The 25,884-nt window shown below is 69.8% G+C and carries 20 protein-coding genes and 3 pseudogenes; 15 read left to right on the top strand and 8 right to left on the bottom strand.

Annotated features, from left to right (window positions below):
* Nucleotides 1-467: 467 nt before the first annotated feature.
* Nucleotides 468-1,874, top strand: coding sequence for a hypothetical protein (locus ACZ4SW_RS24845; protein WP_468249679.1), 1,407 nt, complete (start codon nucleotides 468-470; stop codon nucleotides 1,872-1,874).
* A gap of 222 nt (nucleotides 1,875-2,096) precedes the next feature.
* Here the strand turns inward: ACZ4SW_RS24845 and ACZ4SW_RS24840 are convergent, their stop codons facing one another.
* Complete coding sequence (locus ACZ4SW_RS24840) at nucleotides 2,097-3,671, bottom strand: Na+/H+ antiporter (protein WP_468249674.1); 1,575 nt, start codon at nucleotides 3,669-3,671, stop codon at nucleotides 2,097-2,099.
* 236 nt (nucleotides 3,672-3,907) lie between these two features.
* Between ACZ4SW_RS24840 and ACZ4SW_RS24835 the strand changes: the two genes are divergently transcribed.
* From ACZ4SW_RS24835 to ACZ4SW_RS24820, 4 genes and pseudogenes are all read left to right on the top strand, one after another.
* Entirely contained in the window at nucleotides 3,908-6,406 is a 2,499-nt protein-coding gene (locus ACZ4SW_RS24835; RefSeq protein ID WP_468249669.1) for a sensor histidine kinase, read from the top strand.
* Nucleotides 6,403-7,197: a DUF4118 domain-containing protein gene (locus tag ACZ4SW_RS24830; protein WP_468249664.1), complete on the top strand. Its 795-nt coding sequence runs from the start codon at nucleotides 6,403-6,405 to the stop codon at nucleotides 7,195-7,197. Before ACZ4SW_RS24835 ends, ACZ4SW_RS24830 begins: the two co-directional genes overlap by 4 nt.
* 145 nt (nucleotides 7,198-7,342) lie before the next feature.
* Nucleotides 7,343-7,633, top strand: a pseudogene (locus ACZ4SW_RS24825) (NAD-binding protein); the annotation flags it as partial.
* Nucleotides 7,634-7,695: 62 nt separating this feature from the next.
* A complete protein-coding gene (locus ACZ4SW_RS24820) occupies nucleotides 7,696-7,908 on the top strand; it encodes a hypothetical protein (RefSeq protein WP_468249725.1) in 213 nt (70 codons plus the stop codon).
* On the opposite strand, the gene ACZ4SW_RS24815 is transcribed toward ACZ4SW_RS24820, so the two are convergent.
* On the bottom strand, nucleotides 7,905-8,426 hold the full coding sequence (locus ACZ4SW_RS24815; protein WP_468249659.1) for a hypothetical protein: 522 nt from the start codon (nucleotides 8,424-8,426) through the stop codon (nucleotides 7,905-7,907). The genes ACZ4SW_RS24820 and ACZ4SW_RS24815 overlap by 4 nt on opposite strands.
* Nucleotides 8,427-8,637: 211 nt before the next feature.
* Between ACZ4SW_RS24815 and ACZ4SW_RS24810 the strand changes: the two genes are divergently transcribed.
* The 7 genes from ACZ4SW_RS24810 to ACZ4SW_RS24780 all read left to right on the top strand — a co-directional run bounded on the left by ACZ4SW_RS24810 (nucleotide 8,638) and on the right by ACZ4SW_RS24780 (nucleotide 18,617).
* Nucleotides 8,638-10,476, top strand: a complete 1,839-nt coding sequence (locus tag ACZ4SW_RS24810) for an APC family permease (RefSeq protein ID WP_468249653.1) — start codon at nucleotides 8,638-8,640, stop codon at nucleotides 10,474-10,476.
* Nucleotides 10,477-10,733: 257 nt separating this feature from the next.
* Nucleotides 10,734-10,823, top strand: a complete 90-nt coding sequence (gene kdpF / locus ACZ4SW_RS24805) for a K(+)-transporting ATPase subunit F (protein ID WP_037770757.1) — start codon at nucleotides 10,734-10,736, stop codon at nucleotides 10,821-10,823.
* 8 nt (nucleotides 10,824-10,831) lie between these two features.
* Nucleotides 10,832-12,496, top strand: coding sequence for a potassium-transporting ATPase subunit KdpA (kdpA, locus tag ACZ4SW_RS24800; protein ID WP_468249646.1), 1,665 nt, complete (start codon nucleotides 10,832-10,834; stop codon nucleotides 12,494-12,496).
* Nucleotides 12,493-14,631 carry a potassium-transporting ATPase subunit KdpB gene (gene kdpB, locus ACZ4SW_RS24795; protein WP_468249641.1) on the top strand — a complete coding sequence of 713 codons (2,139 nt, stop codon included), beginning with the start codon at nucleotides 12,493-12,495 and terminating at the stop codon, nucleotides 14,629-14,631. The genes kdpA and kdpB overlap by 4 nt, the downstream gene beginning before the upstream one ends.
* A gap of 5 nt (nucleotides 14,632-14,636) precedes the next feature.
* The gene (locus tag ACZ4SW_RS24790; RefSeq protein WP_365329554.1) at nucleotides 14,637-15,305 is read left to right on the top strand and encodes a potassium-transporting ATPase subunit C; all 669 of its coding nucleotides are present in this window, start codon (nucleotides 14,637-14,639) and stop codon (nucleotides 15,303-15,305) included.
* 79 nt (nucleotides 15,306-15,384) lie between these two features.
* Nucleotides 15,385-16,068, top strand: coding sequence for a response regulator (locus tag ACZ4SW_RS24785; protein WP_468249634.1), 684 nt, complete (start codon nucleotides 15,385-15,387; stop codon nucleotides 16,066-16,068).
* A gap of 2 nt (nucleotides 16,069-16,070) precedes the next feature.
* Nucleotides 16,071-18,617: a DUF4118 domain-containing protein gene (locus tag ACZ4SW_RS24780; protein ID WP_468249629.1), complete on the top strand. Its 2,547-nt coding sequence runs from the start codon at nucleotides 16,071-16,073 to the stop codon at nucleotides 18,615-18,617.
* Between the two features lie 21 nt (nucleotides 18,618-18,638).
* Here ACZ4SW_RS24780 and ACZ4SW_RS24775 read toward each other — a convergent pair whose 3' ends face one another.
* Nucleotides 18,639-19,205, bottom strand: coding sequence for a universal stress protein (locus ACZ4SW_RS24775; RefSeq protein ID WP_468249625.1), 567 nt, complete (start codon nucleotides 19,203-19,205; stop codon nucleotides 18,639-18,641).
* Between the two features lie 352 nt (nucleotides 19,206-19,557).
* Nucleotides 19,558-20,561 (bottom strand): annotated as a pseudogene (locus ACZ4SW_RS24770) (IS5 family transposase).
* 345 nt (nucleotides 20,562-20,906) lie between these two features.
* On the opposite strand from ACZ4SW_RS24770, the gene ACZ4SW_RS24765 reads away from it, so the two are divergent.
* Complete coding sequence (locus ACZ4SW_RS24765) at nucleotides 20,907-21,584, top strand: arginase family protein (RefSeq protein ID WP_468249621.1); 678 nt, start codon at nucleotides 20,907-20,909, stop codon at nucleotides 21,582-21,584.
* A 420-nt stretch (nucleotides 21,585-22,004) separates the two neighbouring features.
* On the opposite strand, the pseudogene ACZ4SW_RS24760 reads toward ACZ4SW_RS24765, so the two are convergent.
* From ACZ4SW_RS24760 to ACZ4SW_RS24745, 4 genes and pseudogenes are all read right to left on the bottom strand, one after another.
* Nucleotides 22,005-22,184: pseudogene (locus ACZ4SW_RS24760) on the bottom strand (IS21 family transposase); the annotation flags it as partial.
* A gap of 74 nt (nucleotides 22,185-22,258) precedes the next feature.
* Nucleotides 22,259-22,453 carry a hypothetical protein gene (locus tag ACZ4SW_RS24755; RefSeq protein ID WP_468249618.1) on the bottom strand — a complete coding sequence of 65 codons (195 nt, stop codon included), beginning with the start codon at nucleotides 22,451-22,453 and terminating at the stop codon, nucleotides 22,259-22,261.
* A gap of 262 nt (nucleotides 22,454-22,715) precedes the next feature.
* Nucleotides 22,716-23,456 (bottom strand): GNAT family N-acetyltransferase, encoded by a 741-nt coding sequence (locus tag ACZ4SW_RS24750; protein ID WP_468249614.1) that lies wholly within the window; start codon nucleotides 23,454-23,456, stop codon nucleotides 22,716-22,718.
* 129 nt (nucleotides 23,457-23,585) lie between these two features.
* Complete coding sequence (locus tag ACZ4SW_RS24745) at nucleotides 23,586-24,467, bottom strand: helix-turn-helix domain-containing protein (protein WP_468249609.1); 882 nt, start codon at nucleotides 24,465-24,467, stop codon at nucleotides 23,586-23,588.
* 197 nt (nucleotides 24,468-24,664) lie between these two features.
* Between ACZ4SW_RS24745 and ACZ4SW_RS24740 the strand changes: the two genes are divergently transcribed.
* Nucleotides 24,665-25,330, top strand: coding sequence for an SDR family NAD(P)-dependent oxidoreductase (locus tag ACZ4SW_RS24740; protein WP_468249605.1), 666 nt, complete (start codon nucleotides 24,665-24,667; stop codon nucleotides 25,328-25,330).
* Between the two features lie 197 nt (nucleotides 25,331-25,527).
* Nucleotides 25,528-25,875, top strand: a complete 348-nt coding sequence (locus tag ACZ4SW_RS24735; protein ID WP_468249600.1) for a cyclophilin-like fold protein — start codon at nucleotides 25,528-25,530, stop codon at nucleotides 25,873-25,875.
* Nucleotides 25,876-25,884 lie beyond the last annotated feature (9 nt).

Below are 25,884 nucleotides of genomic sequence, written 5' to 3'. Positions count from 1 at the left end.
CACCAGATACGACAAGACCGCCACCTCCTACGAAGCGGCGGTCACCCTCGCGTCATTCCTGCTCTGGGCAAGATCCGTTTGAAGACGGACCCTAGTCCCGCTCGCCGCTTCGACCGGCGTGACGAGCACTGAATTTGCGGCACTCATACGGCGCCACGCCGGCCGACGTCAAAGCGCCGTCAAACCAAGCTGATTCGCCATAAGAGAGCCGTCAAGGCGAGCCGGGGTGGCCGATTTTTGGTCGCAGACTGATCGGCAACGGGGGACGGGCGACCGTCCGTGGCGGTGACGTTGGAGGGACCGTGACTCTCACGGCCGGATCAGCGCAGGGTCCAAGGACCGAGCAAGGAGCACGGCCACGGGCGGCGGTCGCCCAGCCCGGGGGCAGCCCCGGACCGCGAAGACGAGGGTATTCGCGGACGGCCGGACCGGGTCCGGGGCTGCGCCTGGGGCAGCGGGCTGTGGCCGTGCGGGCCGCTCTGCGCCGTCGCTTCTGGGCCACCGTGCCCGCGCGGCTGCGCCTTCTGCGCGCGGCCACGCTCCTGCTCGCCACCGCCGTGACGGCACTGCTGACCGTCGCCGGGCTGGCCGTGAGCGGCACCTGGGACAGCGTCGCCGGACGGGACGCGCCGCGCACCACCAGCGCCGCCGACCTCAACCTGGCCCTGAACGACATGGACGCGCAGGCCGCCAACATCCTGCTGTCCAGCGGCGACGCCGGGAAGGGCCGCCTGCAGACGCCGTATGACAAGGCGGTCGGCTTCTACGGCAGCGCCCGTCGCGAGATCGGTCACGACCTGCGGACCCTCGCCGTCGCGGCCCAGGGCGACCGGGCCGACGAGAAGACCGTGGAGAACCTGACCGACGACTTCGCCGAGTACCAGGAGCTGATCGGACGCGCCCTGGAGAACGACGGACACGCCGGCGGCAAAGCGGCCGCCCTGGCCGACTACCGCAAGGCGACCGACCTGCTGCAGGTCAAGCTGCTGCCCGAGTCCCGCACACTGGTGGCCTCCAACGACCGTGTCTTCGACGCGGAGTACACCGCCGCCCGTTCGACCCTCTCCGCCCAGCTGGTGGCCACCACTGCGCTGAGCCTGTTCCTGCTGGCCGTCCTCGCTCTCCTCCAGTGGTATCTGGCCCGGCGCTTCCACCGGATCCTGAACCCGCCGCTCGTCGCCGGCACACTGTGCACCCTGCTCGCGGTGATCCTGGGCGCGCAGATGCTGACGTCCTCGTCCGGCGATCTGCGCGGCGCCCGCCGAGACGCCTTCGACTCCGTCGTCGCCCTCTCCCGCGCCCGGGCCATCGCCTACGACGCCAACGCCGACGAGAGCCGCTATCTGCTCGACCCGCAGCGCCGCGACCAGTACGCGCGCTCGTTCCTCGCCAAGTCCCAGCAGCTCTACGGCATCCGAGGAGCGACCCTCGACACGTACGACGACGGGCTGTCCACCAGCTGGCGGGCGTACGAGACCGATCACCACGACCTGCGCTTCACCGGCGAGTTCCGGCGCGAGCTGGACAACATCACCTTCCCCGGCGAGCGGGCCGCGGCCGAGCAGACCGTGGAGACGTACGCCGTCTACCAGCGCGATGACCGCAAGATCCGCGCCTTGCTTGCGGCTGGGCAGGAACGCGAGGCGGTGGAGTTCTGCATGGACTGGAAGCCGGGCACCTCCAACGCCTACTTCGGCGCGTGGATGGCCGCCCTGGACAAGGTGACCGACATCAACCGGGCCCACTTCGCCTCCTCGGTGCGGGACGGCCGCTCGGCGGTGAGCGACCTGCTTCCCTGGGCGGGTGGTCTGCTCCTCGCGGCGATGGCGCTCACGGCGCTGGGGTTGCGACCGCGGCTGGCGGAGTTCCGCTGAGCAGTCGTCCGACCGTCGGCTGGACCAAGGAGGGTCAGGACCGCCACGACCGTCAGGATCCCGGCGAGTATCCGGAAGCCCATGGCGCAGGCCCAGGCTCCCCTCGGGCGGGGGCCGCATGTCACACGTCAGCCCTGCGACGCGCCCGACGTCGCACGCGATCGCGAGCAGGGCGAGACCGGCACCAGACACGTCCACGCGGAACGCGCCGTCCATCTCGCTTCAGGCGTCCGCCAGTCGTGCCTCTTCCAGGTCCAGGGACCGCTGCAGGCGGCGGCGAGTGGTGTCGCTGATGCGGTGGGCGTCGTAGAGGCGCTGCAGTTCCGACGTCTCGACGGCGATCAGGTCGCGGCGCAGCTGGCGGTAGACCAGGTCGGCCGATTCGGTGGCGACGGCGGTGCCGTTGTGCTCGGCGAGGCGGTCGCGGGCGTCCTCCAGGCGGGCGTTCAGGCCGCGGCGCAGCCGGTCGAGGACGATGTCGGGGACGGCTTCCAGTTCGGCCAGTTCCTCCAGGCGGGCGAGGCCGGCGTGGGCGAGGTGGGAGCGGGCCTCGGTTTCCTCGCGTTCGGTGTGGGCGGGCTCCAGGGCGATGCCGGAGGCGCGGACGACCGGTGCGAGGGTGAAGCCCTGTCCGACGAGGGTGACGACCACGACCGAGGTGGTCAGGACCAGCACCAGTGGTCGGTCGGGGAGCGGAGCGCCGTTCTTGGCGATCTCGGGGATGGACAGGGCGGCGGCCAGCGGCATCACGCCGCGTGTGCCCGCCCAGGTCAGCACCATCGGGATGCGCCAGTTCAGGCGGCTGATGCCGCCCTTGCGCTGCACGACCGCCGACAGCGGCGCGAGCCAGAGCAGGCGTACCGCGATGAGGGTGGCCGCGACGGCCAGAGCGTAGAGAGGCCACGCCCGGTCACCGTCGGCCAAGGCTCGCACCTGCGCCGGCAGGGCAAGCCCGATGAGGGAGAAGACCACGCTCTCCAGCAGGAAGACGACCGTGCCGTACACGGCGTGCAGCTGGAGCCGTATGCGGGCGTTGGTGAGCCGGTCACCCCGCCCGCCCAGGATCACCCCGGCGACCACGCACGACGTCACCCCTGAGGTGTGCGCGGCCTCCGCCAGCACATAGGAGGCGTACGGCGTGACCAGGGCGATCACCGTCTCCAGCACCGGGTCCTCGGTACGGCGCCGGATCAGCGTGACCACGGCGGCCACCGCCGTCCCGATCACCGTGCCGCCGCCGGCCAGCAGCAGGAACTGGCCGCCCGCCGCGCCCCAGTTCGCCGCCGCCGAGGCGATCGCTATCCCGGCCGCCACCCGGACCAGCACCAGCGAGGTCGCGTCGTTGAACAGGCTCTCCGCCTGGACGAGGACCTGTACCTTCGGCGGCAGGGCGAGTCGGCGGCCGAGCGCGGTCACGGCCACCGGGTCGGTGCTGGCCAGCACCGCGCCCAGGACGAACGCCATCTGCCAGGACAGCGGAGTGACCAGGGCGGCCACCGCGCCGACGGCCGCGGCCGACGCGAGGACCAGCCCTATCGCGAGGATCCCGACCGGCTTCCACACCGCCCGCAGCTCACGCCACGGCATGTCCTCCGCGCTCGCGTACAACAACGGCGGTAGCACCACCAGGCCGATGATCTCCGGGCTGATCTCGATCTGGGGGGTGCCCGGCAGCAGCGCCACCGCGAGGCCGGCGACGACCAGCAGCGAGGGGGCGGGGATGCGCCAGCGGCGCGCGAAGGTCGCCACCACAGTGGCCAGAATGACCAACGCGAGTACCGTGCCGACGCTCCGCATGCCGTCCCCCTGGGGCTGAAAAAGGGAGCCACCCTGGCTCCCCTGCCGACCAGACTTCCCGGCACACCGCCTTCACCCTATCGGCCCAAGTCACGCCAAGGCAGTGTCAAGGTCTTCGGGATCGGCGCCAAGGAAGCGCTAAGACGCGTCCCGCACGGCCCTCGGAGGGGCTTCCTTAGGAGCAGCCCCCTGCAAACGGGGGAAGTTGACGCAGCGAGCGGAGCACATCGGCAGCGATGAGTGACGTACGGCCCGGACGACTGAAGGTCTACCTCGGAGCGGCCCCGGGAGTCGGCAAGACCTACCGGATGCTCGACGAGGGGCGGCGCCGCGCCGCCCGCGGGGCGGACGTGGTGGTGGGCTTCGTGGAGTGCCACGGTCGTCAGCACACGGAAGCGATGCTCGACGGCCTGGAGGTCGTCCCCCGCGCCTCCTGCACCTACCGCGGCGGGGGCTTCGAGGAGATGGACCTGGCCGCGGTCCTGGCCCGTCGCCCGCAGGTCGCGATCGTGGACGAGATCGCGCACAGCAACATTCCCGGGGACGGCCGCAACGCCAAGCGCTGGCAGGACATCGACGCCCTGCTCGCCGTCGGCATCGATGTGATCACCGCGCTGAACATCCAGCACCTGGAATCCCTCAACGACGTCGTCGAGAAGATCACCAACGTCCCGCAGCACGAGACCGTGCCCGACGAGGTCGTGCGAAGGGCCTGGCAGATCGAGCTGGTGGACATGCCGCCGGAGGGACTGCGCCGGCGGATGGCGCACGGCAACATCTATGCCCCCGAGAAGATCGACGCGGCCCTGGCCAACTACTTCCGGCCGGGCAACCTCACGGCCCTGCGGCAGCTAGCACTGCTGTGGGTGGCGGACCGGGTGGACGAGGCGCTGCAGGAGTACCGCTCGCAGCATGGCATCGGCGGGGTGTGGGAGACCCGGGAGCGGGTGGTCGTCGCCCTGACCGGAGGGCCGGAAGGGGACACGTTGATCCGGCGGGCGGCGCGGATCGCCGCCCGGTCGGCCGGCGGCGATCTGCTCGCCGTGCACGTGGCCCGCAGCGACGGCCTGGCCGGCGGCGTCTCGGCCGCCTCGCTGGCCCGGCAGCGCCGGCTGGTGGAGGACCTCGGCGGCAGCTACCACTCGGTGGTCGGCGATGACGTGGCCACGGCTCTGGTGGAGTTCGCGCGCGCCGAGAACGCCACCCAGCTGGTACTGGGCACCAGCCGGCGGGGACGGCTGCAGCGGTTCCTGACCGGGCCCGGCACGGGGGAGACCGTGACCGAGCTGTCCGGCGACATCGACGTCCACCGGGTCACCCACGAACGGGCCGGCCGCGGCACCCTGCTGCCGTCCCGCCGCCGTACCCTGTCCACAGCCCGGCTGATCGCCGGCCCGGTGGCCGGGCTGGTCCTGCCGGTGCTGCTGACCGCCGTGCTCGCCCAGCTGCGCGGGACGCTGGACCTGACCAGTGAGGCACTGCTGTTCTTGCTGGCCGTGGTGGGTGTGGCCTGCATAGGCGGGGTCGCCTCGGCCGTGATCGCGTCGGTGACGGCGTCGCTGCTGCTCAACTACTGGTTCGTCCCACCCATCGGGTCCTTCACCCTGCACGATGCCAACGCCCTGCTGGCACTGGCCGTGTTCGCGGTCGTCGCGGCCACCGTGGCCGCCGTCGTTGACCGCTCGCTGCGGCTGTCGCGGCGCTCGGCGCGGGCCACCGCCGAGGCCGAGACCATGTCCTCGCTGGCCGGCACCATCGTGCGCGGCCAGGCGACGATCCCGGCCCTGCTGGAGCGGACGCGGGAGACCTTCGGCATGGATTCGGCCGAGCTGGCGGACGAGCCGCCGGATACCGACGGAGCCACCGTGGTGCCGGCCGGCCCGGGGACGTACCTGGTGCTGCGCGGCCGTACCCTGTCGTCGTCCGAGCGGCGGGTGCTGGCCGCGTTCGCCGCGCACGTCAATTCCGCCGTGGAGCGTGCCCGCCTCGCCGAGGCGGCGGCCGAGGTGGAGCCCGTGAAGGCCGCCGACCGGCTGCGCACCGCCCTGCTGCGCGCTGTCGGCCACGACCTGCGCACCCCGCTCGCCGCCGGCTGGGCCGCTGTCACCTCGCTGCGCAGCCGCGATGTCGCCTTCTCCGCCGAGGACCGCGACGAGCTCCTCGCCACTGCCGACGAGTCCATGGCCAAGCTCAACCGCCTGGTGGAGAACCTGCTCGACCTCAGCCGTCTGGAGGCCGGCGCCCTCACCCTGAACCTGCGCGCCACCTCCCTGGAAGAGGTCCTGCCCATGGCACTCCTCGATGTGCCGGAGGTCGAGGTCGCTGACGTCGAGGACATCCCGGCCGTGCTGGCCGACCCGCCCCTGCTCGAACGGGTGATCGCCAACCTGGTCGGCAACGCCACCCGCCACACCCCACCGGGACGGAAGGTGATGGTCACTGCCAGCGCCTTGGCCGGCCAGGTGGAACTGCGAGTCGTGGACCGGGGCCCGGGACTGCCGCAGACCGGTCGGGAGCGGATCTTCGAACCGTTCCAGCGGCTCGGCGACAACGACAACACCACCGGACTCGGCCTTGGCCTGGCCCTCGCCCGGGGCCTGACCGAGGCCATGAACGGCACCCTCAGCCCTGAGGACACGCCCGGCGGCGGTCTTACGATGGTCGTGTCGCTGCCGATCTCCGATCAGAGCGTAGGGGCCGAACCCACCGAGCAGAGCGCAGGAGGTGCGCGATGAGCACGGAGACAGGCGCCTGGAGGCTCCACCGCACACACACCCCGGCTCATCCCTGGCCACTCAGGGACCGGCTCGCCCTGGCGGCCGGCCTGGCCGCCCCGTTCCTGGTGGCGCTCGCCCTCGTCCCGTTCCGAACGGGCCTCACGCACACGAACGCGGCGCTCGTACTCGTCGTCGTGGTCGTGGCGGTGGCCGCACTGGGCAGCCGCGCGGCGGGTGTGATCGCGGCCCTGTCCGCGGCGGCCTGGTTCGACTTCTTCCTCACCCGGCCATACCAGACCTTCGACATCAACGCATCCGCCGACATCGAGACGGCGGTGCTGCTGCTGGTCGTCGGCGTGATCGTCTCCCAGCTCGCGGCCCGCGCCCGTCGACTGGAGGTCATGACGGTGACGGACGCGGACCATCTGGCGCGCATCCACCGCACGGCCGACCTCGTGCAGTCCGTCAACTCGGCGGACACCGTGGTCGACCATGTCCGCACCGAGCTGACCGACCTGCTCGGCCTGCGCGCCTGCCGCTTCGAGTACGGCAGCCTGGTGGGCCGACCGCCGCGCCTGGAGAAGGACGGCAGCGTGACGGTCGGCCGGCGCAGCAGGAACCCCGACACCGACGGCTGGCCCGAGGGCGAGATCGAACTCCGGGCGTACGGCAATGGCCGCTATCTCGGCCGCTTCATGCTCACCCCCGGCCCGGGCGCCGTACCCGCGCTCCAGGCGCGGCTGGTCGCCGTGACCCTGGCCGACCAGACGGGCGCCGCGCTGGACACGGCGGGGCCGGTACGCGGGTGATGAGCCAGGCGCGGCGGATTCCCTGACGGGATCCTGACGTCGGACGGGACCGCCTGGTGGAACGGTGCCACGCCTCCCGCCGGTCCTTTCCGGTGTGACGTCAACTCTCCACCCGAGAACCGAACTTGGACAGCGCTCGCAGCACATGGTGATCTGCGGTGACGACGGACTCGCGCACCGGCTCGCGCTCGAACTGGACGCGGTGTGCGGCGAGGTCGTCACGGTGGTGGTGCCGTCCCGGGACGACGAGTACGGGGCGGGGATCGCCGCGCTGCACGAGGACCCGCGGTCCCCGGTGGAGCTGCTCGTCTGCGCGCGCCCCGACGAGCGGACCCTGCGGGCGGCCGGGGTCGAGCGGGCTGCCGCGCTCGCTCTCACCTACCGCGACGACCAGGCCAACATGACCGCCGCCCTGCTGGCTCGCACCCTCAACCCGTCGATCCGGCTGGTGGTGCGGATGTTCCACCGCGAGCGTGGCCGGCACCTGGAGCGGCGGCGGTGCAGGACACCTCCACCACGGTGCTGTCCGACGCCGACACCGCCGTACCCGAACTCGTGGCGGAGGCCGCCGTCGGCCACGGCCACACCTTGCAGGTCGAGGGCAAGGTCTTCCGCGGTGTCGTGCGTCCGGCCGGAACACCGGCGCAGGCCACCGACCTGGCCACCCTCGCCGTCCTGTCCGGCGCCCACCAGGACGACCCGGCGAGCTAGTCCAGCCCGGAAGCCTTGAACACGGCACGTGCCGTCTCACGGTCCATGCGGTCCGACAGACGGCGCAGCGCAGTCTGCCCGCACAGCAGCAGACCGTCGGCCGCTGCCTTGCCCGCGCCCTCGTGCAGACGGAACCACAACTGCGGGTTGCGGACCAGGACCTCGGGATCGATCTGAACCCGCCCGCCCCGGGCATCCCATAGCACGAGCAGCGGGGAGATGCCGTCCAGGCAACGGACCGACACCAGCAAGTCCGTCCGCACCCGCTGCTCGCGCACCAGTCGACGTGAGGCCAGCCAGTTGCGGCCGGCGGACACGCGGGCGGGAAACAGCACGACGAAGAGCAGCCCGGCAAGGGCGAACCACAGCACGATGCGCCACACGGCCATCCGGCCGGTGCCCCAGTCGACCAGGAGCAGCCATGCAAGCAGAACCCCGGCGCAGCGGACGGCGCTCCACAACTGCCTCGTCCAGTCGAGGTCGTTCGCCACCTCGCTGGAGCCATCAGGGCGTGCCATGGCGGAGACGGTAGTCACCGGGAGAGCTCGAGTGACGGACCTTGATACGGCTCTGACGGAGACGGCCGCCAAGATCGCGTCAAGGTTGGCCGACTGGGCGCGAAGATGCCGCAAGGAAGGTCCAGATGCCGCTGTAAACGGTCAGATCCTGGGTGCACTCGCGCACGTCGTGGTCATCGCGCGTGGTGAAAGAAGTAAGGAGCACGCACCCATGTCCATCCTGACCACCGAGCCGGATGCCGTCCCCGCCGGCGAGGAACCCCCTGATACCGGCGAACGCCACCGGCTGACCGCCGTCACCGGGCTCGCGGCCCTGTCGCTCGACGCGATGGCGTCCGTGGCGTACGGCCCGGAGGCGATCGTCCTGGTCCTGGCCGGCGCGGGTGCGCGCGGACTGGGTTTCACGCTGCCGGTGACGCTGGCCATCGCCGCGCTGCTTGCGGTGCTGGTGGCGTCGTACCGCCAGGTGATCGCGGCCTTCCCGGACGGCGGCGGCTCCTACGCCGTGGCCAGGACGCACTTGGGCGCGCGGACCAGCCTGGTGGCCGCCGCCTCGCTGGTGCTGGACTACGTCCTCAACGTCGCCGTCGCCGTCACGGCGGGTGTGGCGGCACTGACCTCCGCCTTTCCGTCGCTCTACGGCGACCGGCTGTGGCTGTGCCTGGCCGTGCTCACGCTGATCACCGGAGTGAACCTGCGGGGGATCGTGGAGTCGGCGAAGGCTTTCATCGTGCCGACAGTCGTGTTCGTCGGTTCGGTCTTCGTCCTCGTCGCCGTCGGGCTCTTCCGCTCCCACCCCGTGAGTACGGTCACTGCGGCCGGACATGCCTCCGTCCTGTCGGACAACGCGTCCAGCGTGGGCGCGCTGCTCCTGCTGAAAGCATTCGCCTCCGGCTGCGCCGCGCTGACCGGCGTGGAGGCCATCGCCAACGCTGTCCCGTCCTTCAAGGTGCCGCGCGCACGCCGGGCCCAGCGCGCGGAGGTCGCCCTCGGTGCCGTACTCGGGCTGATGCTGATCGGTCTTTCGGTGCTGATCGGCCGCTTCCACCTCCAGCCGGTGGAGGGCGTTACAGTCCTGGCCCAGCTCGCGGACGCCTCGCTCGGCCACAACTGGGCCTTCTACGTCATCCAGTTCGCGACGATGATCCTGCTGGCGCTGTCCGCGAACACGTCCTTCGGCGGGCTGCCGGTGCTGCTGAAGCTGCTCGCCCGGGACAACTACGCGCCGCACGTCTTCGCCCTGAGGGCCGGCCGCCAGGTGCATCGGCACGGTGTCCTCGCGCTCGCCGTGGTCTCGGCCGGGCTGCTGGTCTTCTCCGGCGGCGACACCAACACTCTGGTGCCGATGTTCGCCATCGGTGTCTTCGTCGGCTTCACGATCGCCCAGGTGGGGATGGTCCGGCACTGGCGGTCGGGGCGGGGGCGTGGTTGGCGGGGGAAGGCGCTGCTGAACGGCTTCGGCGCGGTCCTCACCGGCGTCGCGACGGTCGTCGTCACGGCGAGCAAGTTCACCGAGGGCGCCTGGCTGATCGTGATCGCTCTGCTGCTGCTGGTGGCGGCCTTCGAGACCGTGCACCGCGCCTACGGCCGGATCGGCGAGCGGCTCGGGCTCGGCCGCACACCAGAGGTACCGCAGCGGGAGCGCTCCCTGGTCATCGTGCCGGTGTCCACGCTGTCCCGGCTGACGTCGGCGGCGCTCACCGCGGCCGTCTCCCTTGGTGACGAGGTCCGCGCGGTGACCGTCTGCTACCCGGACCCCGAGGACCGGGCTCAGCTGCATGCCCTGGAGCGGTCCTGGGCCGAGTGGGACCCCGGTGTGCGACTGGTGCGGCTGCCCTGCACGCGGCGCAGCCTTGGCCGTCCCATCGCCGCGTACGTCCGTGAGACGGCCGCCGCGGAGCCCGGCACCCGGGTCACTGTGCTGATCCCCGAGGCGGAGCCGGAGCGGCTGTGGCAGCGGCTGCTGCAGAACCAGCGGGGCGCGGTGGTCGCCCATGCCGTGCGCCGTGAGACGGACGCGGTGATCTGCCGACTTCGCTTCCGGCTGTGAGCCAGGTCACCGGCTGTCACGCACGCTTACCGACCCGTACAGGTCAGGCGGCGTAAGAGTCCCGTCAAATGTGCTGCGACGGCCGTATGAGGGTCGTCAACGGGCGACCCGATCCAGCCAGAGAGGCGCTTTCCTCTAAGCGTCCGTTTCAACCGAACCTCACTCCAGGAGTTCGCGATGGCCGATCTGGCCTTCGTTGTCACCGTGCTCGCGGGTTTCGCGCTGGTGGCCCTTGTCGCCAAGGGGGTGACGAAGCTGTGACCGTCGAAAACGTCGTCGGCCTGGTCGTGGCCGTCGCCCTGCTGGGCTATCTCGTCCTCGCCCTGATCTTCCCGGAGAGGTTCTGAGAACAGACATGAGTCCCGTACTTGCGGGCGTGCTCCAGCTGCTCGCCCTCATCGGCGCACTGGCGCTCGCCTACGTCCCCGTCGGCAACTACATGGCCAAGGTCTACGACTCGCGCAAGCACCTGCGCGTCGAGAATTGGATCTACAAGGCCATCGGTGCCAACCCGGACACCGAGATGACCTGGCCCGCGTATCTGCGCGGCGTGCTGGCCTTCTCAGCGGTCAGCGTCCTGTTCCTCTACCTGTTGCAGCGGCTGCAGGGCGTGCTGCCCGGCTCGATGAAGTTCTCGTCGGTGAACCCGGCGCAGTCGTTCAACACGGCCGTCTCGTTCGTGACGAACACCAACTGGCAGTCGTACTACGGCGAACAGACCCTGGGGCACGTCGTGCAGACCGCCGGTCTGGCCGTGCAGAACTTCGTCTCCGCGGCCGTCGGCATCGCCGTCGCCGTGGCTTTGGTCCGGGGTTTCGCCCGCTCGCGCACCGGTGAGCTGGGCAACTTCTGGGCCGACCTGGTGCGCGGCACGCTGCGCATCCTGGTTCCGGGCGCGGCGATCGCCGCGATCGTGCTGGTCGCGTGCGGTGCGATCCAGAACTTCTCCGGCATCCACGAGGTCGGCCAGTTCATGGGCGGCTCGCAGCAGTGGAACGGCGGCGCGGTCGCCTCGCAGGAGGCCATCAAGGAACTGGGCACGAACGGTGGCGGCTACTTCAACGCCAACTCCGCCCACCCCTTCGAGAACCCGACCCCATTCACCAACCTCTTCGAGATCTTCCTGCTCCTGGTGATCCCGTTCTCGCTGACCCGCACCTTCGGTGTGATGGTCGGCTCGGTGAAGCAGGGCTACGCGATCCTCGCGACCATGGGCGTCATCTGGTTCGGCTTCGTCGCCCTGATGATGGCGACGGAGTTCGCCCACCACGGCCCGGCGCTGCAGGCCGCGGGCGGGGCGATGGAGGGCAAGGAGGTCCGCTTCGGCGTCGGCTCGTCGTCGATCTTCGCGACCTCGACGACCCTCACCTCGACCGGTGCGGTGGACTCCTTCCACTCCTCCTTCACCGGCCTGGGCGGCGGGATCGCGATGCTGGGAATGATGCTCGGTGAGATCGCGCCCGGCGGCACCGGCTCCGGTCTCTACGGCATGCTGATCATGGCGGTCATCGCGGTGTTCATCGCCGGCCTGATGGTCGGCCGTACGCCCGAGTACCTGGGCAAGAAGATCGGCGGCCGCGAGATGAAGCTGGCCGCCTGCTACATCCTCATCACCCCCGCCCTGGTGCTGGTCTTCACCGCCGCCTCCATGGCCCTGCCGACCCCGCCGCACTCGATGCTCAACTCCGGCGCGCACGGGTTCTCCGAGGTCCTGTACGCGTTCACGTCCGCGTCGAACAACAACGGTTCTGCCTTCGCCGGTCTGAACGCGAACACCGACTGGTACAACACCATGACCGGGCTCGCGATGCTGCTGGGCCGCTTCCTGCCGATGGTGTTCGTGCTGGCGCTGGCCGGCTCCCTCGCAGAGCAGAAGCCCGTCCCGGTGACCGCGGGCACCCTGCGCACCGAGAAGCCGCTGTTCACCGGCCTGCTGGTGGGCGCGATCCTCATCATCACCGGTCTGACCTACTTCCCGGCCCTCGCGCTGGGTCCGCTGGCCGAGGGGCTGGCGTCATGACCACTCGCATAGACAAGCAAGAGGACTCGATGTCCACAGCCACTCCCACCCGGGCGCCGCACAGCGACGTCCCCACCGGGCACAAGCCCGCCGAGGGCCGTGTCGGAGCGGGCCTCTTCGACCCCAAGGCGCTGGTCAAGTCGCTGCCGGACGCCTTCCGCAAGCTCGACCCGCGGGTGATGGTCAAGTCGCCCGTGATGTTCGTGGTGTGGATCGGCTCCGTCCTGACCACCGTCTTCTCCTTCCAGCATGCGAGCGACTGGTTCGGCTGGACCATCAGCGCCTGGCTGTGGCTGACGGTGATCTTCGCCAACCTGGCGGAGGCGGTCGCCGAGGGCCGCGGCAAGGCCCAGGCCGACACGCTGCGCAAGGCCAAGACCGACACGGTCGCCCGTCGGCTGCTCGCGGACGGCACGTCCGAGGAGCAGGTTGCGGGCACCGAGCTGACCATCGGTGACCTGGTCGTCTGCGAGGCAGGTGACGTCATCCCCGGTGACGGCGACGTCGTCGAGGGCGTCGCGTCGGTGGACGAGTCGGCGATCACCGGTGAGTCCGCGCCGGTCATCCGCGAGTCCGGCGGTGACCGATGCGCGGTGACCGGCGGTACGAAGGTCCTGTCCGACCGGATCGTCATCAAGATCACGACGAAGCCCGGTGAGACATTCATCGACCGGATGATCAACCTGGTCGAGGGCGCGGCCCGGCAGAAGACGCCCAACGAGATCGCGCTGAACATCCTGCTGGCCTCGCTGACCATCGTCTTCCTGCTGGCGGTGGCGACCCTGCCGCCGTTCGCGACGTACGCGGGCACGCACCTGACCATGGTCGTGCTGGTCGCCCTGCTGGTCTGCCTGATCCCGACCACGATCGGAGCCCTGCTCTCCGCGATCGGCATCGCGGGCATGGACCGCCTGGTGCAGCGCAACGTGCTCGCCATGTCGGGCCGTGCGGTCGAGGCCGCCGGTGACGTGTCGACCCTGCTGCTCGACAAGACCGGCACCATCACCCTCGGCAACCGTCAGGCCGCCGAGTTCGTACCGATCAGGGGCACCACCGAGGCGGAGGTCGCGGACGCGGCTCAGCTGTCATCACTCGCGGACGAGACTCCGGAGGGCCGCTCGATCGTCGTCCTCGCCAAGGAGAAGTACGGGCTGCGCGAGCGGCACCAGGGCGAACTGGTCGGCGCCGAGTGGATCGAGTTCACCGCTCAGACGCGTATGTCCGGTGTGGACGTCGACGGCCGGAAGATCCGCAAGGGTGCCACGGCTTCGGTCATCGCCTGGGTGGAGGAGCAGGGCGGCACGGTCGCCGAGGACGCGGACGCGACAGCCAGCCGCATCTCCGAGGCCGGCGGCACCCCGCTGCTGGTCGCCGTGCACGACGACAAGGGCGCCCGGGTCCTCGGTGTTATCTACCTGAAGGACGTCGTCAAGGACGGCATGCGCGAGCGGTTCGAGGAACTGCGCCGCATGGGCATCAAGACCGTCATGATCACGGGTGACAACCCGCTGACCGCGAAGGCGATCGCCGAGGAGGCGGGCGTGGACGACTTCCTCGCCGAGGCCACCCCCGAGGACAAGATGGCCCTCATCAAGCGGGAGCAGGCCGGCGGCAAGCTGGTCGCGATGACCGGTGACGGTACGAACGACGCGCCCGCTCTCGCGCAGGCGGACGTCGGTGTGGCGATGAACACCGGTACGTCGGCCGCCAAGGAGGCCGGCAACATGGTCGACCTCGACTCCAACCCGACCAAGCTGATCGAGATCGTGGAGATCGGCAAGCAACTCCTCATCACCCGGGGCGCGTTGACGACGTTCTCCATCGCCAACGACGTTGCGAAGTACTTCGCGATCATCCCGGCGCTGTTCGCGGCGGTCTACCCGGGCCTGGACAAGCTGAACATCATGCAGCTGTCCTCGCCGGACTCCGCGATCCTGTCGGCCGTCATCTTCAACGCGCTGATCATCATCGCGCTGGTGCCGCTGTCCCTGAAGGGCGTGCAATACCGGCCCATGAGCGCCGACAAGATGCTGCGCCGCAACCTCGGGATCTACGGCATCGGCGGCCTGATCGCACCCTTCATCGGCATCAAGCTCATCGACCTGCTCATCTCCCTCATCCCCGGAATCGGCTGATCGCCATGAACAACTCCGTAACGAACACCGCCCGGTTGCTCGGGGCGGGCCTCCGCGCCCTCCTCGTGCTGACCCTGGTGACCGGCGTCGTCTACCCGCTGGTGATCACCGGCATCGCCCAGGGGCTGTTCCACGACAAGGCGAACGGCTCCGAGATCAGGGCTAACGGCAAGGTCGTCGGCTCGTCCCTGATCGGACAGTCGTACAACCTTCCGCTGAAGAAGGGGCAGCAGACGCCGGACGCGGACCTGAAGTGGTTCCAGGGCCGCCCGGCCAACGGCCTCGGCACGAACAGCGTCAACACGCAGTACAAGCTGATCCTGTCCGGCGCCACCAACCTGTCCGCCGACAGCAAGGTGCTGATCAAGCAGGTGCAGGACGCCAAGGCCGCGGTCGTCAAGGACAACTCGGTGCCCGGCTACACGGTCAAGCCCTCGGACGTACCCGCGGACGCGGTGACCTCCTCCGGCTCCGGACTGGACCCGGCCATCTCCCCGGCCTACGCCGAACTCCAGGTGCACCGCGTCGCCGCGAAGAACGGCCTGCCCGTCTCCGCGGTGGAGAAGCTGGTCAAGGACCACACCGAGGGCAGGACCCTGGGCTTCATGGGTGAGCCCCGGGTGAACGTCCTGGAGCTGAACATCGCGCTCAAGGACCTCGTGGCGAAGAAGTGACCGCCTTACGCGATCCGCGACGGGAGTCGGCACCCCAGGGTGCCGACTCCCGCAGGCATGACAGGAAAGGCACACACCCATGACCAGGGTGCTCGTGGTGGAGGACGACCCGCAGCTCGTACGGGCCCTCGTGATCAACCTGCAGGCACGTCACTACGGCGTGGACGCCGCCCCCGACGGCGCCACCGCGCTCCGCCTGGCCGCCGCCCGCCAGCCGGACGTGGTGATGCTCGATCTCGGCCTGCCCGACATGGACGGCGTCGATGTCATCACGGCCCTGCGCGGCTGGACCCGTGTCCCGATCCTGGTCCTCTCCGCCCGTCAGGCGTCCGACGAGAAGGTCGCGGCCCTCGACGCGGGCGCCGACGACTACGTCACCAAGCCGTTCAGCATGGACGAGCTGCTGGCCCGGCTGCGGGCCGCCGTCCGACGCACCGAGGAGACCCCTCTGGTCCCCGAGACGACGCTGGTGGAGACGGAGGACTTCACCCTCGATCTGCTGGCGAAGAAGGCCGTACGGGACGGGCGCGACGTACGCCTGACCCCCACCGAATGGCATCTGCTGGAGATCCTGGTGACCAACCCCGGCCGGCTGATCACCCAGAAGCAGCTGCTCCAGGAGGTGTGGGGGGTCTCGCAGAGCAACAAGACCAACTACCTGCGCGTCTACATGGCCCAGCTGCGCCGCAAACTGGAATCGGACCCCGCCCACCCCCGCTATCTCATCACCGAGCCCGGCATGGGCTACCGCTTCGAAGGGTGAACATGGCACGCGGCAAGCTCCGGATCTACCTCGGCGCGGCACCCGGCGTCGGCAAGACCTACGCCATGCTCTCCGAGGCGCACCGCCGGGTGGAGCGGGGTACCGACTGCGTCGTGGCCTTCGTGGAACACCACAATCGGCCGCGCACCGAGGTGATGCTGCACGGCCTGGAACAGGTGCCGCGCAAGGAGATCGAGTACCGGGACAGCACCTTCACCGAGATGGACGTCGACGCCGTCCTCGCCCGACACCCCCAGGTCGCCCTGGTCGACGAACTCGCCCACACCAACGTCCCCGGCTCGCGCAACACCAAGCGCTGGCAGGACGTGGAGGAACTGCTCGCCGCCGGGATCGACGTGATCTCCACGGTCAACATCCAGCACCTCGAATCGCTGGGTGACGTCGTGGAGTCGATCACGGGAGTACGGCAGCGCGAGACCGTCCCGGACGAGGTCGTACGGCGGGCCGACCAGATCGAGCTGGTCGACATGTCCCCGGAGGCGCTGCGCCGCCGGATGGCGCACGGCAACATCTACAAGCCGGACAAGGTCGATGCGGCGCTTTCCAACTACTTCCGCCCCGGCAACCTGACCGCTCTGCGCGAGCTGGCGCTGCTGTGGGTGGCCGACCGGGTCGACGCGTACCTGACCGAGTACCGTGCCGAGCACCGCGTCTCCACGATCTGGGGCTCGCGCGAACGGATCGTCGTCGGACTCACCGGCGGCCCCGAGGGACGCACCCTCATCCGCCGCGCTGCCCGGCTCGCCGAGAAGGGAGCCGGGGGCGAGGTCCTGGCCGTCTACATCTCCCGCAGCGACGGCCTGACGTCGGCCTCCCCGAAGGAACTGGCCGTCCAGCGCACCCTCGTGGAGGACCTGGGCGGCACCTTCCACCACGTCGTCGGCGACGACATCCCCGCCGCCCTGCTCGACTTCGCCCGAGGCGTCAACGCCACCCAGATCGTCCTCGGCGTCTCCCGCCGCAAGGGCTGGCAGTACGTCTTCGGTCCCGGCGTCGGCGCGACGGTGGCCCGGGAATCCGGTCCCGACCTCGACGTCCACCTCATCACCCACGACGAGGTGGGCAAGGGCCGAGGACTTCCCGTCCCCGGCAGGGGCGCGCGGCTCGGCCGGACCAGGCTGATCTGGGGCTGGCTGACCGGAATCGCCGGACCGCTGCTGCTGACCTGGCTCCTGAGCAGTGTCATCCCCGACATCGGGCTCGCCAACGACATGCTCCTGTTCCTGACCCTGACGGTGGCGGCGGCCCTGCTCGGCGGCCTCCTCCCCGCCCTGGCCTCGGCGGTGGTCGGATCCGCCCTGCTGAACTGGTACTTCACCCCACCAGTCCACACCTGGACGATCGCCGACCCGGAGAACATCGTCGCCATCGCCGTGTTCTTCGGCGTCGCCGTCTCCGTCGCGTCCGTGGTGGACCTGGCCGCCCGCCGCACCCACCAGGCCGCCCGGCTGAGGGCCGAGTCCGAGATCCTCTCCTTCCTCGCCGGCAACGTCCTGCGCGGCGAGACCACCCTGGAAGCCCTACTGGACCGGGTCCGCGAGACCTTCGGCATGGAGTCGGCCGCCCTCCTGGAACGCGAGAGCGACATCGCGCCCTGGACCTGCGCCGGCAGCGTCGGCCCCCGCCCCTGCACCACCCCCGACGACGCGGACGTCGACGTGCCCGTCGGCGACCACATGTCACTCGCGCTCTCCGGCCGTGTCCTGCCCGCCGAGGACCGCCGGGTGCTCGCGGCGTTCGCCGCGCAGGCCGCCGTGGTCCTGGACCGCCAGCGCCTGCAGCAGAAGGCCGACGAGGCCAAGGAACTGGCCGAGGGCAACCGCATCCGCACCGCCCTGCTCGCAGCCGTCAGCCACGACCTGCGCACCCCGCTCGCCGGCATCAAGGCCGCCGTCACCTCCCTCCGCTCGGACGACGTCGAATGGTCGCCCCAGGACCAGGCCGACCTCCTGGAGGCCATCGAGGAGGGCGCCGACCGCCTGGACCACCTCGTCGGCAACCTCCTCGACATGTCCCGCCTCCAGACCGGCACGGTCACGCCGATCATCCGCGAGACCGACCTGGACGAGGTGATCCCGATGGCACTGGGCGGCGTCCCCGAGGACAGCGTGGAGCTGGACATCCCGGAGACCCTGCCGATGGTCGACGTCGACCGGGGCCTGCTGGAGCGCTCGGTCGCCAACGTGGTCGAGAACGCGGTCAAGTACAGCCCGCCGGGGGAGCCGGTCCTGGTCTCGGCCAGCGCGATCGCCGACCGGGTGGAGGTCCGGGTCGTGGACCGCGGCCCCGGCGTCCCGGACGAGGCCAAGTCCCGCATCTTCGAACCGTTCCAGCGCTACGGCGACTCACCGCGCGGCGCCGGCGTCGGCCTCGGCCTCGCGGTCGCGCGCGGCTTCGCAGAGGCCATCGGCGGCACCCTCAACGCCGAGGACACCCCCGGCGGCGGCCTCACCATGGTCCTCACCCTGCCGACGGCACCCGGGCGCCGCCCGGAAGAGCCCGACCGCACATCCGCCGTCAGGCGGTGAGCAGCCGAGCCTCCTAGAGCCTCAGACGACGGGCGGAGCCGTGGCGAACTCCTTCCACATCCGCTGCGTGTCCAGCCGCAGCCCCAGCATGTTACGGCGGTGCACGGCCCTGAGCCCGGCCTCCAGTGGTGAGGGCGGCACCGCAAGGACCGGGCAGGTGGCGTGGGCGAGGCAGTACCGGCTCACCGAAGGCCGCAGCACCCGGTGCAGCCACCCATGCCGCCCAGCACCGACGACCAGAACGTCCTGCTCGCCCTCAGCGATCCGCACGAGCACACGCCCCGGAGCACCCCGGGCGACGAGAGCCTGCAGGGGGAAATCCGGCACGCCGGGGCCGAACACCTCCGTGAGCGCGGTGACCAGCTTCTCCCTCGCCCGGCGCTGCCACTCGTCGATGATGAAGGAGGTGTACGGGGACCGGCGTGCCTGAAGATCCCCCTCGGGCGGCTCCCAGGTCAGAACCGCCCACAGCTCCGCTTCCCGGAGCCGAGCCTCCTCGGCGGCCCGGCGCAGGGCGGTGAGAGATCCCGGCGAACCGCTGACTCCCACCACGACACGTGGGGCTGGGATCGCGCCGGACTCGGTCATCACATTCACCGTTTCGCACACACGGCCGACGGAGGTCCCGCCGACGTACTTCCAGGAAGTCCCTCCATCTCACTGCTTCTCAGAGACGTTGAACAGCCTGTAGGCGGCTTCTTGGTGGCGTTCTGACGGCCCTTTTCCACACCCTCGGACCGGGGCGTCAGCGTCCCGTCAGGGTTGTCCCGATCACCATCAGCATCCCGTCAGGGACGCCGCTACCCGGGAAGACCGGGCATACCGTTGGGCCCGGGCCCCGGTCCGCCTCCCCGCGTCCGGGGCACCCAGATCCCTCGCTCCCTGCCTGTCGGGAGACACCCCATGGCAGAACTCCGCTAGGGCGCGTATCGAGTCGTGATCAATGGGCGGTCCGGATGAGGTCTTTGATCCAGATCATCGAGGCGCGCAGGTGTAGGCCGGCGAGATAGCTGTCTGGGGTCTTGTCGTATCGGGTGGCGACGCCTCGCCAGGCCTTGAGCTTGTTGATCAGGCGCTCGACGGTGTTCCTCTCCTTGTAGAGGCTGGTGTCGTGGCTGACGGGCCGACCGCCCCCGGAGCCCCTCTTCTTCCGGTTCGCGGCCTGGTCCTTCTTCTCCGGGATCACTGCCTTGATGCCGCGTCTGCGCAGGTGAGCGCGATTGCTGCGGGACGAGTAGGCCTTGTCCCCGGCGACCGCGTCCGGCCGGGTGCGGGGACGGCCGACGGGGCCGCGGACCCGTATCTTCCCCAGCACGGGGATGAACTGCGGGCTGTCCGCGGCCTGGCCCGCGGTCAGCACGAACGCCAGCGGGCGGCACTTGCGGTCGGCGGCGAGGTGGACCTTGCTGGTCTGCCCGCCCCTGGAGCGTCCGAGGAGAGCGGCCTTCAGCCGGAGTGTTCGCCGACGCCGGATGCGTCGGCGCTCCTCCCGCTCGGGACCGGTTTCGGTGTCCTGCCCGTTCTGTTCTTCGAGGCTGCCCCTTTTGGCCTGGCTTTCTCCGCCTCGGCTGCAGCCTTCTCCAGGGCGGTCAGGACGTCCTCGCCCAGGTGCATCCCGGCAGCGTCGTGGTGAGCGCGCGCGGTGGTGGAGTCGATGCTGACCAATGACAGGTCTACCTCGCCCCGCTTCGCGGCTTCCGCGATCAGGCCCTCCAGCAGGGCCTCGAAGACGCCGGCGTCACGCCACTGCCGGAAGCGGTTGTGAACGGTCGACCAGGCGCCGAACTCCTGCGGCATCTCCCGCCACTGCCCGCCGGTCTTGAACCGCCACATCACCCCCTCGAACTGCTGCCGCAGCCGCTCGGGATACGGGCCGTACTCACCGATCGGCAGGTACGGCCCGATGAACTCCCATTCCTCGTCAGTCAGTTGCACTCGCGTCACGCAAAAGGATCTACCCGTCCAGGACCCGCCGCGAGGGCGAATCTCCAGACTGATCACGACTCGATACGCGCCCTAGTGGCCGACCAGGCAGTTCGTGCCATCGGTTCGGAATGTGACACGGCTTGCTGCATGGCCAGACCAGCGGCATAGGCTGTATTGATCAGCCTGGAGGGGGAGAGTTTCGTGTCCGGTCAGGTCGTACTTGAGGTAGGGCAGTGGCAAGGCTCGGGGGCCGCGACGGCCGTCAGGTTGCGTAGTGGGGCTGCCCGGCTTGCCGAGCTGATTCCCGAAGGTCCATGGTGCACGGTCGTACTCGACAGCGGCGTTGGGAACTCGCGGGACGGAGTGCAGAACGCCGACGTCCTGGAGCGACACCTGCAAGCAGTGCGCAAGGCCCTGGCCCAGGTTCCGCCAGGCGCCCGGACCGTGACGATCGGTGGTGACTGCGCGGTCGATCTCGCCCCGGTCGAGGCCGCGCTCTCCACGTTCGGGGACCGGCTGGCGCTGGTGTGGTTCGACGCGCACGCAGACCTCAACAGCCCTCAATCGTCACCATCCGGAGCATTCCACGGCATGGTGCTGCGCGCGCTCATCGGCGACGGGCCAGAGGGCCTGCGGCCGCTCCGCAGCGTGCGGGCCGACCGCGTGGTACTGGCGGGCGCTCGGTCGCTGGACCCGGGTGAACAGGACCTTGTCGAGAGTCGCAGCATCCGACACATCAGCGTTGAGCAACTGGCGGAACCGGGGCCGCTCCTGGCCTCAGTGCGTGCCACCGGCGCCGAGGCGGTGTACATCCACATCGACCTCGATGTCCTTGACCCTCAGGTGTTCCCGGCCGTCGGCACACCCGAACCCGGTGGGCTCGGTGTCGAACAGCTCCTCGGAGCGGTGCGAACACTGACAGAGGAATTCACGCTCGCCGGCATCGCGCTCACCGAGTACGAGCGGACGGAGGACCCCGACCAGGAGGAGGCGGTCCTGCGGCAGATTGTCGACGGACTGTTCGGATCCGACCGCACCTGAGCAGCGTCTCTGCGCTCACACTCCTATCTGAGCGGACGTGCTCGTAGAGAGCAGGGACCTGCCTTCAGCGGTGCAGGAGAGCTGCTGATACATGTCTGGGATGGCGCGAGGGGAACTGTCGGACAGCGAGTAGGAGTCGATCAAGCCGCTCCTGCCGATAGGCAGGTCCGGCCCCTATCCGGAGCATCTGCGGAGCAGAAGTTCCGCTCGGGTGTGTCAGCGGACACCAAGACGTCCCCGGTGGCGGGCAGGAAGCACAACACACTCGCGGTCAGGGGTTTCCGCAGCGGGGCATGAGCTGACGTCCGTGGACATGGTTTCTCCTCGGTGGGCACGAAATGCCCACCGAGGAAGGTGATTTCCCAGGAAAGGGAGACGACTCCGTTGCCATTGGTGGCTTCGGACAGGCGGTGGCTGTCCGATCACCCCACGCGACTGCTCGACCAGCTCCTCGATCTTGGGCAGGAACGCGTCGATCATCTTCGGCCTCGGTGCCCGCGTGCTCAGCTCGGTGCCGGTATCGCGGAGCTGGACGTAGCGGCGGACCATGTGGTGGTCACAGCCCACCAACTTGGCCGCCTTGCGGTAACTGCCGGTCAGGTCATGGGCCGCGCAGTTCCCGCACCTAGGGCGGGGCGATCCGCGACTCCGGCAGCCGCCGCATGCGCAGCAGGTCAGCCATGTCTGCGGCATCGCGGATATCGTTCTTCACTCGTCGGTAGGCGAAGCCCGCCCTTCACGCCCAGCGGATGGGCCATATGGACCTCCGCCCCGGCGGCCTGCAGGGCGTCGACTGCCCAGTACCAGCCGTAGGTGGCTTCCAGCACAATGTCGGGGCGAATGCCCGCCTTCTCGATCTGCAGACCCAACGCGACCGGGTCGTTGAGGATGCGTACCGCGCTCAGCTACATCCCGTCCGCAGTCTGCCGCACGATCACCGACCGCCTGCGATGCAAGTCGATGCCGACGTACTGGTGTCCGTCATACTCGCTCACCAGGGGCCGCCCTCGCCGTGACGAATGTGAGCCACCTGGGACCTACCCGGGAACCCACAGGGGCGGAGGCCCCGACCCTTCATCGCATCAACTCTTGTGGCTCGATGGTTCTTGGCGTCGTGCGGCGCGGAGGCATTCAGCGGTCGGTGACGCGGGCGGCTGCGAGAGGACGCCATGACAGACCGAGGCCACGGTAGAGGCGAACGGCGGCTGTGTTCCAGCTGTCGACAATCAACGCGGCCACGCCGTGGTCGACGACAAGGCGGTCCAGGACGAGACGGCACACGGCCGTGCCTATACCGCGCCCGCGCGCTTGTTCGGCAGTGGCGACACCCGCGAGGAAGCCGACACTCGGCGCGCTCCAGGCGTCGGCGGCACATGCCAGCAGCGTTCCGGATTCATCGCGGGCACCGGCCCAGCAACGCACGCCCGGCCGATCGGGTCGGGCGTAGGAATTCGGGAATGCCTCGTTCAGCAACCTGGCGATGTCGGAATGATCCGATGCGGTCAGCCACACGGCCCCGTCGCGGCGGCTGGTGGAGGTCTCTGTCTGCATCCATCCGAAAGCGTCGACAATCTCCAGTTCCGGAACGCAGGTCACGAGGCTGCGGATAAGATCCTCGTCGCCGATAGGCCGGAAGGCAGGGCCGACTTGCGGCAGAACGGCGCGGATCAAGTCTGCGGCGTCGTCGGCAGGGCCGGTGACGGCAAGGCGATCGCGGCAGGACAGCGCCGGCGCCGCCACCGCTGTGGCCTCACCGAGGGAAAAGGCCCGCGTGCCGTTCGATAGATCGCCAGCGGCCCACAGCAGCAGCGCATCACCGTTTGCTGCGCTGCGGACGTCATGGATGGAATGCAGCTCATGCAGGTTGGCCATGGGCGCAGGGTAATTGGCACAAGGATCATGCCGCTCTCGTCTCCTCACGTTCGACGAGGTGACCGTGTTCGAAGCGGGCTCCGGCGCGGACGAGGTCGGCCGGCCGTCTGCCGTTCGACGGGCACGTGGTCAGGTGAGCGGGGGAGAAGCTGGCAGGTTCTGGTCGGCGGCCCAGGAGGCGAGGATGCGCAGCCGCTCGTGGGTGGGGGAGCCGGGTGCGGCCGTCCAGACGGTGAGGTGCTGGTCGGGGTCGGTGTTGGCGGTCAAAGTGTCCCAGTCCAGGACGAGTTCGCCGACCACCGGGTGGTTGAGGGTCTTCGTGCCCACCGTGCGGGCCGCGACCTTGTGGTCGCCCCACCACTGGGCGAACTGCTTGTCACGCAGGGACAGTTCACCGACCAGCTCGATCAGGCGGGGGTCCTCCGGATACTGCGCGGCTTCCATCCGCAACTGCGCCACGGCGAGCCGCGCGGAGGTCTCCCAGTCCGCGTACAGCGTACGCATGGCCGGATCCGTGAAGATGATCCGCGGGTAGTTGCGGTGCCTCTCCGGGATCCGGGAGAAGTCGGTGACCAGCGCGGCAGCCAGCGCGTTCCAGGCCAGGACGTCCCCGCGCCGGCCCTGCACGATGGCCGGGGTGGCGGTGAGGTCGTCGAGCACCCGTTGCAACTGCGGCTGGACCTTCTGCCGGCCCCGGTTCCGGGCGCGGGTGGTGATCTTGCCGGCGAGCTGGAAGAGATAGCCGCGTTCGTCATCGTCGAGATGGAGCACTCGGGCGAGCGTGTCCAGCACGGGCGCGGACGCCTGCATACGGCCCTGTTCGAGACGCGTGTAGTAGTCGGTGCTGATGCTGGCGAGCTGGGCGACCTCTTCGCGGCGCAGCCCGGCGACCCGGCGGGGACCGCCGTTGTCGGGCAGGCCAACGGTGCGCGGGCTCAGCTCGGCGCGGCGCTTCTTGAGGAATTCTCCCAGTTCATTGAGGGGAACATTGCCGGTCATGCCGTTCAGCATGACACCGGGCGCACCTGAGGAAGGAGGGAGAGTTTCGTCCCTGGATACCTTCCTCCCCGGATGTCTTTCTCCGCTTTTCGCTCTTGCCTCGGCGTGTGAGGCTCGACATAGAGCAGCCGGCACGGCCATCCCGAGCGCCGTGCCGGCAAGGCCCTCCCCAAGCCTGAGCGAAGCCTCTCCACCCACAAGGACTCACCATGACGACCTTCGCCCTCGTCGGCGCCGGCCCCGGCCTCGGGCTCGCCACCGCCCGCCGCTTCGGAACCGCCGGCCACACCGTTGCCCTCATCTCCCGCAACGCCGAGAAACTGGACGGACTGACCGCCGAGCTGGCCCGCGACGGCATCCAGGCGCGGGGCTTCACCGCCGACGTCCTCGACACCGAGTCACTGGACGCGGCCCTGTACGCGGTCGCAGCCGCCCTGGGGCCAATCGAGATCCTGCAGTACAGCCCCGTCCCTCGCGCCGATTTCATGAAGCCGATCCTGGAGACGACCGCCGACGATCTCTCAGCGCCCCTCGCCTTCTCCGTCAAGGGCCCGGTCACCGCGGTGAACGCCGTCCTGCCCGGCATGCGCGAACTCGGCCGCGGCACCCTGCTGTTCGTCAACGGCGGCAGCGCCGTACGCCCCAACCCCAAGGTCGCCGGCACCTCGGTCGCCTTCGCCGCCGAGAGCGCCTACGCCCACATGCTCCACGACGCGCTCGCCCCGGAGAACATCCACACCGCCCAGCTGATCATCCCGGGAGCCATCCGCCCCGACGCCGAGCACAGCAGCCCTGAAGTGCTGGCCGACCGCCTGTACGACATCCACCTCAGGCGCGACGGCTTCCGCCACTACGCCGAGCCCCTGCCCGACTGACGCCCCCGGAGGGTGCCGTGAGCCTGACCACGCGTTCCACTCTTGCACGCACCGTACCGGCCGCCTTACTGCTGGCGGTCACCGCCTGTACCGATGAGACGTCCCCGTCCGCGTCTTCCGGGCCGTCCGCCTCCGCGTCCGCTTCGCAGCGAACGCCGGAGCCACCAGCCTCACCCTCCGAGGACAAGGGCACCGCCATGAACCTCCGGCTCACCATCGACGGCCACCGGGTCGACGCCACCCTGAACGACAGCGCCACGGCTCGCGACTTCGCCACCCTGCTCCCGCTCACGCTGAACCTGAGCGACTTCCACGAGACGGAGAAGATCGCTGACCTGCCCCGTCGGCTGTCCACCTCCGGCGCCCCGGACGCCGCCGAAGCCAAGCCCGGTGACCTGGCGTACTACGCGCCCTGGGGCAACCTGGCCCTCTTCTACCGCGGCAGCGGCTCCAGCGACGCCGGCCTGATCATCCTCGGCCACATGAACGGCGACACCCAACGCCTCGCCACCGCCACCAAGATCACCATCGAAGCAGCGTCCTGACCCGGCGCA

The organism is Streptomyces sp. NPDC028331, from assembly GCF_055565775.1.
This window is presented reverse-complemented; position numbering and strand designations above follow the sequence as displayed.